The 13,949-nt window shown below is 40.0% G+C and carries 12 protein-coding genes and 2 tRNA genes; 6 read left to right on the top strand and 8 right to left on the bottom strand.

Annotation, left to right across the window (positions count from 1 at the left end; all coding sequences use genetic code 11):
- Nucleotide 1: 1 nt before the first annotated feature.
- Nucleotides 2-1,762 (bottom strand): signal peptide peptidase SppA, encoded by a 1,761-nt coding sequence (sppA, locus tag HPE56_RS10560; RefSeq protein WP_188243723.1) that lies wholly within the window; start codon nucleotides 1,760-1,762, stop codon nucleotides 2-4.
- A 71-nt stretch (nucleotides 1,763-1,833) separates the two neighbouring features.
- On the opposite strand from sppA, the gene folK reads away from it, so the two are divergent.
- On the top strand, nucleotides 1,834-2,979 hold the full coding sequence (gene folK, locus HPE56_RS10565) for a 2-amino-4-hydroxy-6-hydroxymethyldihydropteridine diphosphokinase (protein WP_188243724.1): 1,146 nt from the start codon (nucleotides 1,834-1,836) through the stop codon (nucleotides 2,977-2,979).
- A gap of 120 nt (nucleotides 2,980-3,099) precedes the next feature.
- Here folK and HPE56_RS10570 read toward each other — a convergent pair whose 3' ends face one another.
- A complete protein-coding gene (locus tag HPE56_RS10570) occupies nucleotides 3,100-3,630 on the bottom strand; it encodes an RNA methyltransferase (RefSeq protein ID WP_188243725.1) in 531 nt (176 codons plus the stop codon).
- A 179-nt stretch (nucleotides 3,631-3,809) separates the two neighbouring features.
- Here HPE56_RS10570 and mutS point away from each other — a divergent pair, with 179 nt between their 5' ends.
- The 3 genes from mutS (at nucleotide 3,810) to HPE56_RS10585 (ending at nucleotide 6,847) form a co-directional block, all read left to right on the top strand.
- Entirely contained in the window at nucleotides 3,810-6,392 is a 2,583-nt protein-coding gene (mutS, locus tag HPE56_RS10575; RefSeq protein WP_188243741.1) for a DNA mismatch repair protein MutS, read from the top strand.
- A 199-nt stretch (nucleotides 6,393-6,591) separates the two neighbouring features.
- Nucleotides 6,592-6,664: transfer RNA gene (locus tag HPE56_RS10580), tRNA-Gly, on the top strand.
- Between the two features lie 99 nt (nucleotides 6,665-6,763).
- Nucleotides 6,764-6,847: transfer RNA gene (locus HPE56_RS10585), tRNA-Leu, on the top strand.
- A 387-nt stretch (nucleotides 6,848-7,234) separates the two neighbouring features.
- Here the strand turns inward: HPE56_RS10585 and HPE56_RS10590 are convergent.
- Genes HPE56_RS10590 through HPE56_RS10615 form a run of 6 tightly spaced genes read right to left on the bottom strand, consistent with a single transcriptional unit; the run spans nucleotide 7,235 to nucleotide 11,660 of the window.
- Complete coding sequence (locus HPE56_RS10590) at nucleotides 7,235-7,948, bottom strand: hypothetical protein (protein ID WP_188243726.1); 714 nt, start codon at nucleotides 7,946-7,948, stop codon at nucleotides 7,235-7,237.
- Complete coding sequence (locus tag HPE56_RS10595) at nucleotides 7,945-8,526, bottom strand: hypothetical protein (protein ID WP_188243727.1); 582 nt, start codon at nucleotides 8,524-8,526, stop codon at nucleotides 7,945-7,947. The genes HPE56_RS10590 and HPE56_RS10595 overlap by 4 nt, the downstream gene beginning before the upstream one ends.
- A complete protein-coding gene (locus tag HPE56_RS10600) occupies nucleotides 8,510-9,580 on the bottom strand; it encodes a DUF6371 domain-containing protein (protein WP_188243728.1) in 1,071 nt (356 codons plus the stop codon). Before HPE56_RS10600 ends, HPE56_RS10595 begins: the two co-directional genes overlap by 17 nt.
- Nucleotides 9,561-11,147, bottom strand: a complete 1,587-nt coding sequence (locus tag HPE56_RS10605) for a DNA primase family protein (RefSeq protein WP_223170272.1) — start codon at nucleotides 11,145-11,147, stop codon at nucleotides 9,561-9,563. Before HPE56_RS10605 ends, HPE56_RS10600 begins: the two co-directional genes overlap by 20 nt.
- Nucleotides 11,122-11,367: a hypothetical protein gene (locus HPE56_RS10610; RefSeq protein WP_188243729.1), complete on the bottom strand. Its 246-nt coding sequence runs from the start codon at nucleotides 11,365-11,367 to the stop codon at nucleotides 11,122-11,124. Before HPE56_RS10610 ends, HPE56_RS10605 begins: the two co-directional genes overlap by 26 nt.
- Before the next feature lie 8 nt (nucleotides 11,368-11,375).
- Nucleotides 11,376-11,660: a helix-turn-helix domain-containing protein gene (locus HPE56_RS10615; RefSeq protein WP_188243730.1), complete on the bottom strand. Its 285-nt coding sequence runs from the start codon at nucleotides 11,658-11,660 to the stop codon at nucleotides 11,376-11,378.
- Between the two features lie 390 nt (nucleotides 11,661-12,050).
- Between HPE56_RS10615 and HPE56_RS10620 the strand changes: the two genes are divergently transcribed.
- Nucleotides 12,051-13,250, top strand: a complete 1,200-nt coding sequence (locus tag HPE56_RS10620; protein WP_188243731.1) for a hypothetical protein — start codon at nucleotides 12,051-12,053, stop codon at nucleotides 13,248-13,250.
- 166 nt (nucleotides 13,251-13,416) lie between these two features.
- A complete protein-coding gene (locus tag HPE56_RS10625; protein ID WP_188243732.1) occupies nucleotides 13,417-13,815 on the top strand; it encodes a hypothetical protein in 399 nt (132 codons plus the stop codon).
- The last annotated feature ends 134 nt before the right edge of the window (nucleotides 13,816-13,949 follow it).

Genomic DNA, 13,949 nt, shown 5'->3' on the forward strand with positions numbered 1-13,949 from the left:
GCTATTTTATATCCAATACAAAAGGCATTCTTGCCTGGATTCCTTCTTGCTCCATTGCCGACTTCATTTGTTTTAGTATATCGTATGTTTCCACTCCGATTTCCTCCTTGACCAAATTTTGTCCTATTTTTGTTTTGGCACTGTTCACATCTTCCATAAAACGTTCAAAACCGGACTTATACTTTGGGTATTTTTTTATGCCATAGGTATTGATTTCGGCCAATTCGGCTGCAGCAGCTATGGCATCATTCAAATTACCCAGTTCATCGACCAAACCTAATTTCTTGGCTTCCGCCCCACTCCATACACGGCCTTGGGCCAAGCTATCGGCTTGTGCTACGGTAATATTACGCCCTTGTGCCACACGATCCAGGAATGTTCCGTAAATCTCTTCAATTCCGTCCTGCACCACCTTTCTGAAATTATCGGTCATGGGCTCAAAAACGGAATAATCGACCGAATTTTTGTTCGTACCCACCTGCTCTGCATTAATACCGATTTCCTTCGCCAATCCATTGATATTCGGAATGGTACCAAATACCCCGATTGAACCCGTAATCGTAGTGGGTTCCGCAAAGATCTTATCGGCCCCTGCCGCGATATAATATCCTCCCGAAGCGGCAACGTCACCCATTGAAACCACTACCGGTTTCTTTTCCTTGGCCAATTCTATTTCACGCCAGATGATATCCGAAGTCAATGCGCTTCCCCCTGGGGAATTGACCCGTAGGACAATCGCTTTCACCTTATCGTCCTCAACGGCTTTTTTCAAGGCCTTGGTAATAAGACCTTGACCAATAACATCAGGACCTCCTTCACCATATAATATTTCCCCTTGGGCAAAAACTACCGCAATCTTGTCATCCCCTTTTTGAATGATTTTTTTATTGGATCTTTTTAAATAATCGACCAAGGCCACCATATTCATCTCATCCCCTTCATTCAAGGACAAGGCTGAACGAAGTTTCGTCTCATATTGATCGTAGAACAAAGTATCATCTATCAATCCCGAAGCCTTGGCATATTTTGGGGACCTACCCCCCAAGGTATCCGCGATGATATTCACATTCGCCTCACTTATATTCCTTCCATCGGAAATACCGGCGACCATGTTACCCCATAACGAACCCAACAATTCCTTGATCTGTGTCCTATTCGCCTCACTCATTTCATTGGCCAAAAAAGGCTCTACGGCACTTTTGTACTTACCGTGACGGATGACCTCCATTTTCACCCCGGTCTTCTCTTGCAAATCCTTATAAAACAACACTTCAGAGGAAAGCCCCTTAAAATCCATTCCTCCAACGGGATTCAAAAAAACCGAGTCCGCCACACTGGCCAAATAATAATCCTTCTGTAAATAATAGTCTGCAAAGCTGTAAATGAACTTCCCACTTTCCTTAAAATCCTTCAATGCCTTACGCAACTCTTGGGTCTGCGCAAGACCGGCCATCAAAAAATTATTATTGATACTTATCCCTTTGATATCCGAATCCGTTTTAGCTACTTCAATCGCATGCAATACCTCATCCAATCCTAGTGCCTGACCAAATAAACCGGCAAATGGATCAGCCTCATTATCCCCAACATAATCATTCACGGGTTGTTGTAGTTGTAATTCCAAAATCGATTTCTCCTTGATTACGATTCCATCACCTGCATCCGCAATCAAACTTAAAAAAATCATCCCCATAAATAACATAATCCCAAAAGCGATCAAACAACCAATTATGGCCGCCAAAAGATTTCTCAAAAAATTCATTGTAAACGTATTATTATTCGCAGCCAAAGATAACCAAAGTGAATTTGTTTTATTTACTTTGTCCCATTATTATGGACAAACTCAAAAAAGCCTATATTTCAATTGGCAGTAATCTGGGGAATCGCCTACAGAACCTACAAAACGCCATATTTCTATTAGACGCCGAAGTAGGTCGTATCCCTTTGGTTTCCAGAGTCTATGAAAGTGAATCCTGGGGGTTTGATGCAGACGATTTTCTAAACGCCTGTATCGTAATCGAAACCTATTTGACGCCCCAAGAGGTTCTGGAAAAAATATTTTCCATTGAAAAAAAACTCGGTAGGGAACGCAGCTTGAAAAACGGATATGCATCAAGGACGATTGATATTGATATCATCTATTTTGAAAAGGAAATACTCCAAACCGATGCATTGACCATTCCACATCCGAATTTAAGGAAGCGTAAATTCGTTCTCTTGCCGCTGGCGGATATCGCCCCCCAATTTTATCATCCGATCTACAACAAGGATACACGCAACTTGATACAGGAATGCAAAGACCAAACCCGGGTAGAAAAAACCAAACTCAAACTCCATAAGACCAAAAAAGAGCTGTTTGCCTCCTTGAACTTTATGGCCATCGAAGGTAATATTGGGGCAGGAAAAACCACCTTGGCCCATAAAATAGCGGAAGACTTCAATGGCAAGTTGGTCTTGGAGCGTTTTGCCGACAACCCTTTCCTACCAAAATTCTATGAAGACCAAAGCCGTTATGCCTTTCCGTTGGAAATGTCCTTTCTAGCCGATCGATACCAACAATTTACCGATGATACATCACAGTTTGACCTTTTCAAGAATTTTATGGTCAGTGATTACGATATCTACAAATCATTGATTTTTGCACAGGTAACGTTACAGAGCGATGAGTTCAACCTTTATCGAAAACTCTTCAACCTAATGTACAAAGAGGTGCAGAAACCAAGGATTTATGTTTACCTCTACCAATCTACCGAAAGGTTGCTCGAAAACATCAAAAAGCGCGGCAGATCCTATGAACAGAGCATTGAATCAACCTATTTGGATAAGATAAACAAAGGTTATTTCGATTTTTTCAAAAGTTATCCTGAGCAGAACACCCTCATTATCGATGTTGGGGATTTGGATTTCGTTGCCCACCCACAAGACTATGATGCTATTCTTGGGAAAATCCAGGATTTTGCCATCGACTTAAAATTTTAAGAAATATTTCACATATTACTTGTTTAAAACCATAGGTTTTCATTAATTAGCACCTGCTATTGAGCAACTAACTAACTCAAACTATATATCGGAAGACCCTGATGGAAACATCAGGGTTTTTTATGGGTTCATTTTAGACCAAAGATCCCAAATAACGATTCCCGCACTTACAGAGATGTTCAAGGAATGCTTGGTACCATATTGCGGAATCTCTATCACCCCATCACTGGCATTCACCACTTCTTGGTCAACCCCTTTTACTTCGTTCCCTAAAACCAAGGCATATTTCAATGACGCATCGACCGAAAATCGATTCAGTAGTTCAGCATTTTCGGCCTGCTCCACCGATATCACCTGATAGCCATCCAATTTCAACTGCGCCACCAATTCCAAGGTATCCTTTCGATACTCCCATGAAACACTCTCAGTGGCCCCCAAGGCCGTTTTGCGTATATCTTTATGGGGAGGGGTGGCCGTAATTCCACAGAGATATATTTTCTCGACCAAAAAGGCATCTGCCGTTCTGAAGACCGAACCTATGTTATTCAAACTTCGAATATTATCGAGTACTATGACCAAGGGTGTTTTTTTTGCTTCCTTAAAAGCCTTGACATCCAATCGGTTTAATTCTTCATTCTTTAATTTGCGCATAGTTACTTTTTTGGCGTCTCCGGATGTGATAAAGCCGTAAAACTTTTCCGAAAATATCAACAATCATTTCTAATGCCTATCAAAAACTGTACATTCGTTTTCGATAGATTGGGCACAAAAATAAACTAATAAATTCGCTTTTGGCAGACAAGAAAAAAACAAAGAAGGTCACCCCCTTGATGAAGCAATACAACACCATCAAGACGAAATATCCTGATGCATTGCTTTTGTTCCGGGTTGGCGATTTTTACGAAACCTTTGGCGAAGATGCCGTTAAGGCCTCCAAGATCCTGGGCATCATCCTTACCCATCGTAACAATGGAGGTGACCGTACCGAACTGGCTGGTTTTCCCCATCATTCTTTAAACACCTATCTCCCTAAATTGGTAAAGGCAGGGCAACGTGTTGCCATTTGCGACCAATTGGAAGACCCTAAACTCACCAAGAGCATCGTAAAACGCGGTGTTACTGAATTAGTGACCCCTGGGGTCGCCCTGAATGACGATATCCTAAATGCCAAAACGAACAATTTCCTATGTGCCGTCCATTTTGGAAGAAAACTGTTGGGGGTTTCATTCTTGGATATTTCCACAGGTGAATTTTTAGTGGCCGAAGGCAATGAGGAACAGATAGACAAATTGCTGCAAAACCTGGGACCCAATGAGATTTTGGTATCCAAATCCCACAAGACGGAGTTCCTATCTGTTTTCGGCAACCAATACCATACTTTTTTTACCGAGGACTGGTTGTTTCAAGAAGATTATGCCTTGGAAACCCTGACCAACCATTTTAAGACCAACTCTCTCAAAGGATTCGGGGTCGATCAATTGCGAAACGGGATTATTGCCGCTGGGGTGGTCCTCCACTATTTGTCCGAGACCCAACACCGGCAATTGCAACACATCAACACCATAAAACGCATTGCAGAGGAAGAGTATATTTGGATGGACCGCTTTACCATCAAAAACCTTGAACTCTACCATTCGCCCAACAACAATGCCGTGACCCTTTTGGAAGTTATTGACCATACAATTTCCCCTATGGGCGGCAGAATGTTGAAACGTTGGTTGGCACTTCCCTTGAAGAATATTGAAAAAATCCGTAGACGACACCAGGTGATTTCCTATTTGATCAAGGAAGAAACCGACTTTGGAAAATTACGCCAATATATGAAACTGATGGGTGATTTTGAACGGTTGATCTCCAAGGTCGCCACTGGAAAAATAAACCCGAAGGAAGTCGTACTGCTTAAAAACTCCTTGGAGGCCATACTTCCCATTAAACAACTGACCAAAGACTGTCCAAATGAGGCCCTGCGCCTTATCGGCGATCAATTGCATTCCTGTGATATGTTACGGAGCAAGATCAAGGAAATGATCAACGAAGAGGCCCCAGTAAACGTTAATAAAGGGAGTGTCATTGCCAAGGGATATTCCGAGGAATTGGATGAACTTCGAGGCTTGGCTTTTTCCGGAAAGGAATATTTGGATAAAATGCTGGAAAGGGAGACCGAAAAAACCGGTATTTCCTCATTGAAAATCGCATCCAATAATGTTTTTGGCTATTATATTGAGGTTCGGAACACCCATAAGGACAAGGTTCCTGAAACATGGATACGGAAACAGACCTTGGTCAATGCCGAACGCTATATTACGGAAGAACTAAAAGAATACGAGGCAAAAATACTGGGTGCCGAAGAACGCATCCTGACCCTGGAACAACAATTATTCGCCCAATTGGTGGTCTGGATGCAGGAATATATAGTACCTGTACAAAACAATGCTTACCAAATCGCCACCTTGGATTGTCTTTGCGGATTCACCCAATTGGCCAAAAGCAATGATTACAACGAGCCAATGCTCAATGATTCCACCGAACTGGAAATCATAGGGGGCCGCCATCCGGTCATAGAGAAACAACTGCCCCTTGGGGAAGCCTATATCACGAACGACGTTATCCTCAATCGGGAAAACCAACAGATCATTATGATCACGGGGCCCAATATGAGTGGTAAATCGGCCATCTTGCGACAAACCGCCTTGATCGTATTATTGGCCCAAATGGGTAGTTTCGTACCTGCCGAATCGGCCCAAATCGGATATGTGGATAAGATTTTCACCCGTGTGGGCGCCAGCGACAATATTTCCATGGGTGAATCTACCTTTATGGTTGAAATGAACGAAACGGCATCCATATTGAACAACCTCTCGGAGAGAAGTCTCATTCTTTTGGATGAGATCGGGCGTGGCACCAGTACGTATGACGGCATATCGATTGCTTGGGCGATTTCAGAATATCTGCACGAGCATCCCGCGAGGGCGAAAACGCTTTTCGCCACCCATTATCACGAACTCAATGAAATGGCGTCGACTTTTGACCGCATCAAGAATTACAATGTATCGGTAAAAGAGTTGAAGGACAAGGTGCTATTCCTACGAAAGCTTACCCCTGGGGGCAGCGAGCATAGTTTTGGGATCCATGTAGCAAAAATGGCGGGAATGCCACAACAGGTCATACAGAAAGCCAATAAGATCTTAAAAAAATTGGAGAAATCACATTCCAGTGAGGAGCTGACAGACAAGTTGCATGCCGCACAAGATGAAATGCAACTGAGCTTTTTTAATTTGGACGATCCTTTATTGGAACAGATCAAAGAGGAAATCATTCACTTAGACATCAACACCCTCACCCCGGTAGAGGCTTTGATGAAGTTAAATGAAATAAAAAGATTGCTTACCAAAAATAAGAAGGCTTCGTCCTAAACCTACAAGGTTTTTAAAACCTAGTAGGTTTAAATCTTTGGTTTATGAAACCTTGTAGGTCTGGGGAATTGGGGACGAAAACCCAGCAATTTCCGTGGAATTTGAGAGTTTGAATATTTTAAAAGGAAATTTCTTTGCTTTTTATAGAATTGTATTAAATTTGCATCCGCATCACAAACGATGTGTAGTTCTTTTAAATGCGAAAATAGCTCAGTTGGTAGAGCATCACCTTGCCAAGGTGGAGGTCGCGGGTTCGAATCCCGTTTTTCGCTCAAAACGCTGCTTGTCAGCGTTTTTTTATTTGAGTCCGTTTCAAGTAGTGCTTCCGAAGGCTTTCGGGAGACAAACACAACTTAGAAGGCCGACCAAAGGCTCGAGTGGTGGAATTGGTAGACACGTTGGACTTAAAATCCAATGGACATTAGTCCGTACGGGTTCAAGTCCCGTCTCGAGTACAGAAGAAAACCTCAATCATCTAACTATCAAGATGTTGAGGTTTTTTGTTTTTACTTTTTGTACGATTATTGTACTTATTTAAATTCTACCCGGTTTTATAAAATCATTTGAGTCCTTTTTGAAAAATGTTTTTTTTTAGAACTGCATTAGTACACAATAATTTTTTATTTAATTCAAAATCAACTACTTAAATAATGTAGTTACTACATTCCATCCCATTATTGCGGTGAAATTTTAGGGGAGGGGGTCCCCATCCACACCATCGGCGCGTTGTTAGATTGTATAATCCCATCAAATAGCCTAAATAGATTGAAAGCAAGAAAAACCCCTCACAGTTTTTTATTTAAAACCGGGAGGGGTTGCCAAGAGCAATTTAAGAATGAAACCTATTTAACCAAAGGTAGGAACGCTTTAAAATTCTCTATCAATCGATTAACCTCAGCATCACTTTTAACCCTTCCAAATCCGGAAGCTTTTAATACCATAGTCCTAAAATATGGAAGTACGTCCTTTGTTTTGAGTGAGGTAAGCCCGAATTTATTATCTAGGCAGTTCAGATAAAGATTATTCCTTTTATCTCTAAAAAACTGAATACCGATTTCAAGGGCAATACCCGCGACGATTTGCCCTAGTCTCTCGATTGTATCAATACGCTTTAGATTTTCGTCGAGGTTTATTTCAGCATCGATAACCACCTCTATCAATTCATTCAAATAATCCTCGGAAGATTTCCTCTTGCCTTGTTGCATTTTATACTTACCGGCTTCCGTAATAAGCCCGTTATAGAGCTGATATTTATCAATCTTATAACCGGACCATTCGGTCAATTTTTGCGCCGCTTCTTCAAAATCAGTTGATTTCATGTGTGTAGTGCTTAATCCCTTCACTTGTGCGCTGATATTATAGTCGTCTTTGATCAAGAAAATCACGCCATTCTCAAGAGAGGATTGGAAAGCGGCCTCAAATATTATTTGCCTGTTTTGTTGTTCCGAATGGTTCCTGTTTAAGTCCGCCTTAGGTAAGCTCTTTGTTGTTGTCGCGGCTATTTTAACGGCCATTTTTGCTCTTGCTATTTCTTGCATTTGTTTGAAATTTTTCATTTTTTCCAGTTTTCAAATTCATCTATTAATTGCTGCGGATCAATTTGCTCCGCTTGGCTTATTTTATTCAAAATCTTCATATATCGCTTGGTAGGTCTGCCCCGGCAATACTTTTTGAAGTACTTATCATTAAGCTGGTCATAACATGAATCAAGCTCAAAGTAAGCTGCAAAGCGTTTATCCATCTCTCGCCATTTATGGGATCGTGTTTGCTTCCTATAAAGCGCTCCCGGCAGAACAGAGAAATGAACAAATCGCCCACCGTAAAAGCTAAGTTTACGAGCCTTTTTCCCGCTAATCGGGCAAATAAACTCGTAAATAGTCCCCTTGCCTAGATTTGATAGCCTTGATACCAAAGGGATTGTATCCCTTATCCTTTGCCCCTCATAATTATAGCCTATTTCAAGGCGCGAATCATTATCGTTCATAACCCCTACGGCCCTTACCTCAACCCCTCCTACATAAAAGAAACCTCCGTTTAATTGCCCTTCTTTAAAGAATCCGGCTTTTCTAAGAGGCCCGGCGGTTATAGAGGGGAGTTCGTCAATAATAATCGGCAATCTACTTTTCCGTCCCATAAATATCAGCTATATCTTGCCCATCCGAACAGTTAGTATCTTCAACGTATCTACTAATTGACAAGCTCTTAACTAACCCTTCTATTTTAGCCCCTTTAGCTTTCCAGTCATTGAATTCCCCTTTATCAGGAAAAAGAACAATATCCCGAGACTGCAAGCCTTCAAAAAGCCCAGGCTTTAAATTTTGCTTGCTACCACAAGCAAGCCAAAGATGCTGGGGACAATGGATGCTCATAATTATTGCGGTTTTCTCGCTCTCAACTATACAAACGGTCTTATCGTAATCGCTTGTAAGCAAATGCCGCCCATACAAACATTGCTGTAAATTGAAAGTATGTTCTTTATCAACGTTGTGAATCCAATTAATATGGGGGTAGGGTTCTTTTATCCTTTTCCCTGTTTCCGGATTATAGAGCATCACTTTACCGGCGTGGATCCGTTCTTGCTCATCTATTTGCCAAAAGACTGTTGAATTGTCCCAAAAATGGTTAGTCCCGGTCAATAAGTACTCAACGCAAGCCGTATTAACGGCGTCCTTTGCGAAGTTTGCCTGCAAGTAGGTAGTAAGGTTATCCTTTACCTTGACATCAATTAGCTCTAAGCTATGATAGCTTGGTTTCGGTTCTTCATACACAACCGCTGGGATTGTTTTAGGCTCGTCCTCCCCAAAGTATTTGATATCAGTAGTTGAAAAGGTTAATTTGCTATTGCTTAGAAACCAATCCGTAATATAACAGAAAGCATCCCCTTGCTCAAATATTTGACTCTTAGGCACAATCTCAATTATTCCTAATGTATCTACAACTTTCATGGCTTTGGCTGAAATGCTCCGTGCCGATAAGAAATCAACACGGTTGCATTTTCTGCCTTTGATAGCTGGGGATTTGTGGTAACCACAAGAGCTTTCCCGATCACAACGCCCAAGGTTTTGATCGTCTAAGTATTCATTTGTTTTGACATCCACATACCTAACAAAACGACGTTTGCCGCAACTAGGGCAAATATGCTTTTTGGGGCTTGGATCTAATCTATATCTAAAATTCCCTTGATTCATCACTCAATTTTTTAGATATAAGAACAACCATTCCGGGAGCCATCCGCTTAGAGTTGATATTGTAATGAGCCAAGCGCTTGGAAAAATTAGTCTTGCTAACTGGCTTAAAACCATCTTCGGAGCAAAATCGCCTATACTCTTGGTAAAGGGATTTTAACAAGGTGTAGGCATTGTTAGATGGCTCGTAACCCTCCTCATCAATAAATTGTTTAACGCTATCACTTTGCTTTTTATATTGGTCGAGGGCCTTTTCAATCGCTTCGCATTTCGTATAATCCGATTGAGCTAAAAGCCGCTTCAAACCATCCAAAACCCAATTGAAGACCCCTGACAACTCGTTTTGCGTTATCTTCTTACTAAGGTTCACATCTTTTTTATTGTCTGGAATCGATACATCAAAATGAATCACAAGGAACCTTCGAAAAAAAGCTCGGGTGTGTTGAACATCTTTAGGGAGTTCATTACAATTGAAGATTAACTTTGCGTAATCCTTAACATTTAACGGTTCTCCATAAGGTAAACGGGCTTCAACCGGCTCACCACTTGCGAGTTGTTTGAATAAATTTATTTCCAAACGCCCGTTCATTTCGCTAGCATAGTTTACCAGTACATCCGCAATTTTGGCCCGGTAATAACCAGAATTATCGGTTAAGGATTGTAACGAATAATTACTTACATTTTCCTTTCCCAAAAGGGCGTTGATAATTTCAAAGAATACGCTTTTACCATTCGCCCCTTCGCCATATAAGATCAACACTTTTTCAAGCTTCAATACGGATGTAGATATAAAAACGCTTGCTATATATTCGGCTAAAACTTTCTGTTTATTAACATCGGGCAGAACCTCATCAAGATACTTTTGAAATAAGGGGGCTTTTGCTCTCGGGTCATATTTAAAAGGTAACTGATGTTTTAAGAAGTCGCCGCGATCAAAGGGTCTTAATTGCTGTTTGGTTGCGCTAATCTCAAAGGTTCCGTTTTGCAGATTGATAAATACCTTTTCTTTATCAGCTTCCGGCGTTAGCAAATAAGCCACGGCCATGAACGTCCTATATAGATCTTCTGAGAACTTAAAGGATTTAGCCGTAAACCTATCGACACCCATTGCCATGGCCGTACGGCCTAGGAAATATTGAAAACGCTCTTTGTCAACCGCTTTCCAGTATTCGCCGTTGTAGATATAAATAAAGCCCGACCTTTTACAAAGGCCCCAATCATTAGTTTCTGCGATCGTTAATAGTTGTTCAATACACAATATCAAATAGTGATTTCGGTTAAGCTTATAACTCCCTAATTGTTTTTGAAGTTGCTGGTATCTCTTTACCTCCTTTGTATTCTTTTCAGAGTAACTACCATCTTTTTCAAAGACAAAAGTTTTTAGCTCTTTTATCTCGGCCTTAATTATCTCAATGTCCGGAAAGGCTAACAATTTAAAATCAATCGGTCCAATTTGATCGAGAAGGATATCTAGTATATCGCTTGACTTACTAGGGGTTTGGGCAGAAACAATCCTTTCTGCTTTCATAATTACATCTTCCATGTTACGCAGTTTTTTTGTTGATTCCAAGTTGTTTTAAAATGCCATTGCTAACCTCTATTATAAATGAACGGCTTTTAAATTGTTCCCAGGAACAAGCGAACACCGCGACACATTCCCCGTTGATTTCGGAGCTTACCAAAACATAGCCGGGAATGAAGAACTTTCTTGCCTTATGTTCAATGAATTTTATATCTTTGCCCTTATCGCCGCGAAACGATATTGGGCCTTGTTTACTCTTTGTATTCATGGCCTTTTTTATTTTTTTACAGGGGTTAAAGATTCAAGTAATTCGGATTTTTTGTAATAACGGCGGTTGCCAATCCCATAGGCTTTGACCTTTCCTTTATTGGTCCAATGCCATAGCGTGGAAGAATCGATTTGGAACAATTTACAGACCTCATCCCGACAAAGGAGAATGTCCCCAATTTCTTTTTTAACTAAGGCTGAATTTAGTTTTTCCAAGCCCTGTGATAGGCGCTCATCGATTAACTTGCCTAGATCCTCCTTAGACAAGTTTTGCAGTAAAATTGAATTTGACATTATTAAAATTTTAAATTAATGCCTCAAAATTACCCTTCACGGAAAGCAATTAAAAGACCAGTTTTCGATAATAATCAACGGAATTCAATCTAATCGAAAGATGGTAGTAATAGTTGTTTGAAATGGCTGGTTTTCAGTAATTTGAAAATTTATAAATTTTTTTTAGTGTTGATATATTGGTGTAAGCCACCCTTAAAACCGAACTGTTTAAAAGTAGAATTGATTAACTTTAAGCCTAGATGGACAAAAGATAAGTTAGGACACTATCTCGGCGAACCAAAAAAATATTGAAAGTTTAAATAAAGGATTTGTTATCTTAGTTCCTCGCATAAAAGATATATAGATCATTTGATCTATATTCCTACGTTACCGCCAATTAAAAAAAAATTAGTGCAAGAAACAGAACGCATATCAAAAGAATTATTGGGAGAAGAAGCTTCCATTTGGTTTACGGAACAACTTAATGATTTAAGTATTTTGATAAAGGCTCCAATCAATACTTGTAAATCATTAATTAATGACTGCGGAGCAGAAATAATAATAGGAAAAGATAATACGTTAGATAAACCAATTATCCATACAGGAATAAGAATACTTGATGATAAGGTTAATCCATTATTATTAACAGGTTCTCATAGATATCGTGAAGAAAACAATGCTCTTATAAAAATTCTAAAATCAAAATTTTGTTTAGTTGGATTGTATAATGAATTAGGTGTTTTGGTAGCAACAGGTCAGGTTATTTTTAACTCAGATACTAAAAAAGCTATTGAAATGATTGGTAGCTTAGACGGCCTATTTTTTGGTGATTTCACCAAAGAAGTTACGGACTCTCTCGACTCTTTTGATTATACTATTGATGATTCAAGGCAATTTGAAAATCCATACTCAATTGATTTAATGACTTTAGACTGTGAATTTAAAGTTTGGAATCATGTTGACACTCATTTTGTTGGGTTATTGGAGCAACCACAGACAAGAATTGACGATATAGAAGAAGGAGCCACTTTAGAGAAACATGTTTGGTTTTCAATTGAGAGTTTATTCCCTTATAATATTTATTTAAATCCCAAGTTTAAAACCAATAAAGGAGATAAGGAATTAACCGATATTCTTGCTTCTTACGATTTAGGATTTTTTCTAATCGAAACAAAAGGACTTTCTATTTTTGCTCAAACGAAAGAGAAATCAATGGATAAAAAAGTTGCAACACTGCAAAAGCATATTAGAAAAGCAATTAAGCAACTAATTGGAGCAACAGAAAACATTGAAAGAGGAACTGAGTTCTTTAACTCCAAAGGGGAAAAAATAGATTTTAAAAGAAATGTAGTTCCTCATTGTATAGTTTTAGTTGCTGAATTGCTTCAATTTGGAGACTGGAAAAACATTCAAAAAGAAATACGAACAGCAATGAGAGAAGCAAAACTGTATTTAAACGTGATGGATTTCAGAGAGTTTATGACCTTAGTTAAAAACACGAAAGGTAAAAAAGAGTATCTTGACTACTATCTTATGCTAAGGGCGGAAAAGTTTATTGAACATGATAATATCCATTTAAGATCAGTAATAACTGGCGGTAACAAACGCTAAATTTAATTGCCGTTATTGTTCGGACAATCAACTGTATAACCCGCAGCAACAGCGGTGGGGCTCGACAGGAAATCACTCCGCAATCGGCAACTAAACTTAGCGCAGCCGTTGTGTGTAATTAGAAAAACTGAAGATTAACTGAATATAAATTTAAAAATAGAATATTATGTGGGCTAGAGATAAATATACAGGACCAGGCGGAGGACTTTATACTGGACCTGGTGGTGGAATGTACACTGGACCTGGTGGAGGAGCTTATACTGGACCTGGTGGAGGAATGTATACTGGACCAGGAGGTGGAATGTACACTGGACCTGGTGGAGGACTTTACACGGGACCTGGCGGAGGACTTTACACTGGACCTGGAGGTGGAATGTACACCGGACCTGGAGGTGGAATGTATACTGGACCAGGTGGCGGACTTTATACTGGACCTGGTGGTGGAATGTACACTGGACCAGGAAAATATATGAGAAATTGCCCACCGATTCATATCTTAATCCAAGAATTAGAAAATCGCGAAATGTTTGGACAAGCTGAAATATTAAGAGGCTACGGTTTTTGAAAAAATAACTACACACAATAACTAAGCATATGGCGCGCCGATAGGCTAGCGCTATATGACGTGTTGACTGATCCGGGGTTTGGGATAAGGGGGAATACGAGAGGTTTGCCTAGCCCTTGGCAAAGAAGAAGGTT

It is taken from the genome of Maribacter aquimaris, from assembly GCF_014596745.1.
Classification (GTDB): domain Bacteria; phylum Bacteroidota; class Bacteroidia; order Flavobacteriales; family Flavobacteriaceae; genus Maribacter_A; species Maribacter_A aquimaris.

Coding starts and splice junctions, on each gene's coding strand:
- HPE56_RS10610 (WP_188243729.1), bottom strand. CDS start 11,367: ATGAATACAAAGAGTAAACAAGGCCCAATATCGTTTCGCGGCGATAAG.
- mutS (WP_188243741.1), top strand. CDS start 3,810: ATGAAGCAATACAACACCATCAAGACGAAATATCCTGATGCATTGCTT.
- HPE56_RS10600 (WP_188243728.1), bottom strand. CDS start 9,580: ATGAATCAAGGGAATTTTAGATATAGATTAGATCCAAGCCCCAAAAAG.
- folK (WP_188243724.1), top strand. CDS start 1,834: ATGGACAAACTCAAAAAAGCCTATATTTCAATTGGCAGTAATCTGGGG.
- sppA (WP_188243723.1), bottom strand. CDS start 1,762: ATGAATTTTTTGAGAAATCTTTTGGCGGCCATAATTGGTTGTTTGATC.
- HPE56_RS10615 (WP_188243730.1), bottom strand. CDS start 11,660: ATGTCAAATTCAATTTTACTGCAAAACTTGTCTAAGGAGGATCTAGGC.
- HPE56_RS10625 (WP_188243732.1), top strand. CDS start 13,417: ATGTGGGCTAGAGATAAATATACAGGACCAGGCGGAGGACTTTATACT.
- HPE56_RS10590 (WP_188243726.1), bottom strand. CDS start 7,948: ATGAAAAATTTCAAACAAATGCAAGAAATAGCAAGAGCAAAAATGGCC.
- HPE56_RS10570 (WP_188243725.1), bottom strand. CDS start 3,630: ATGCGCAAATTAAAGAATGAAGAATTAAACCGATTGGATGTCAAGGCT.
- HPE56_RS10595 (WP_188243727.1), bottom strand. CDS start 8,526: ATGGGACGGAAAAGTAGATTGCCGATTATTATTGACGAACTCCCCTCT.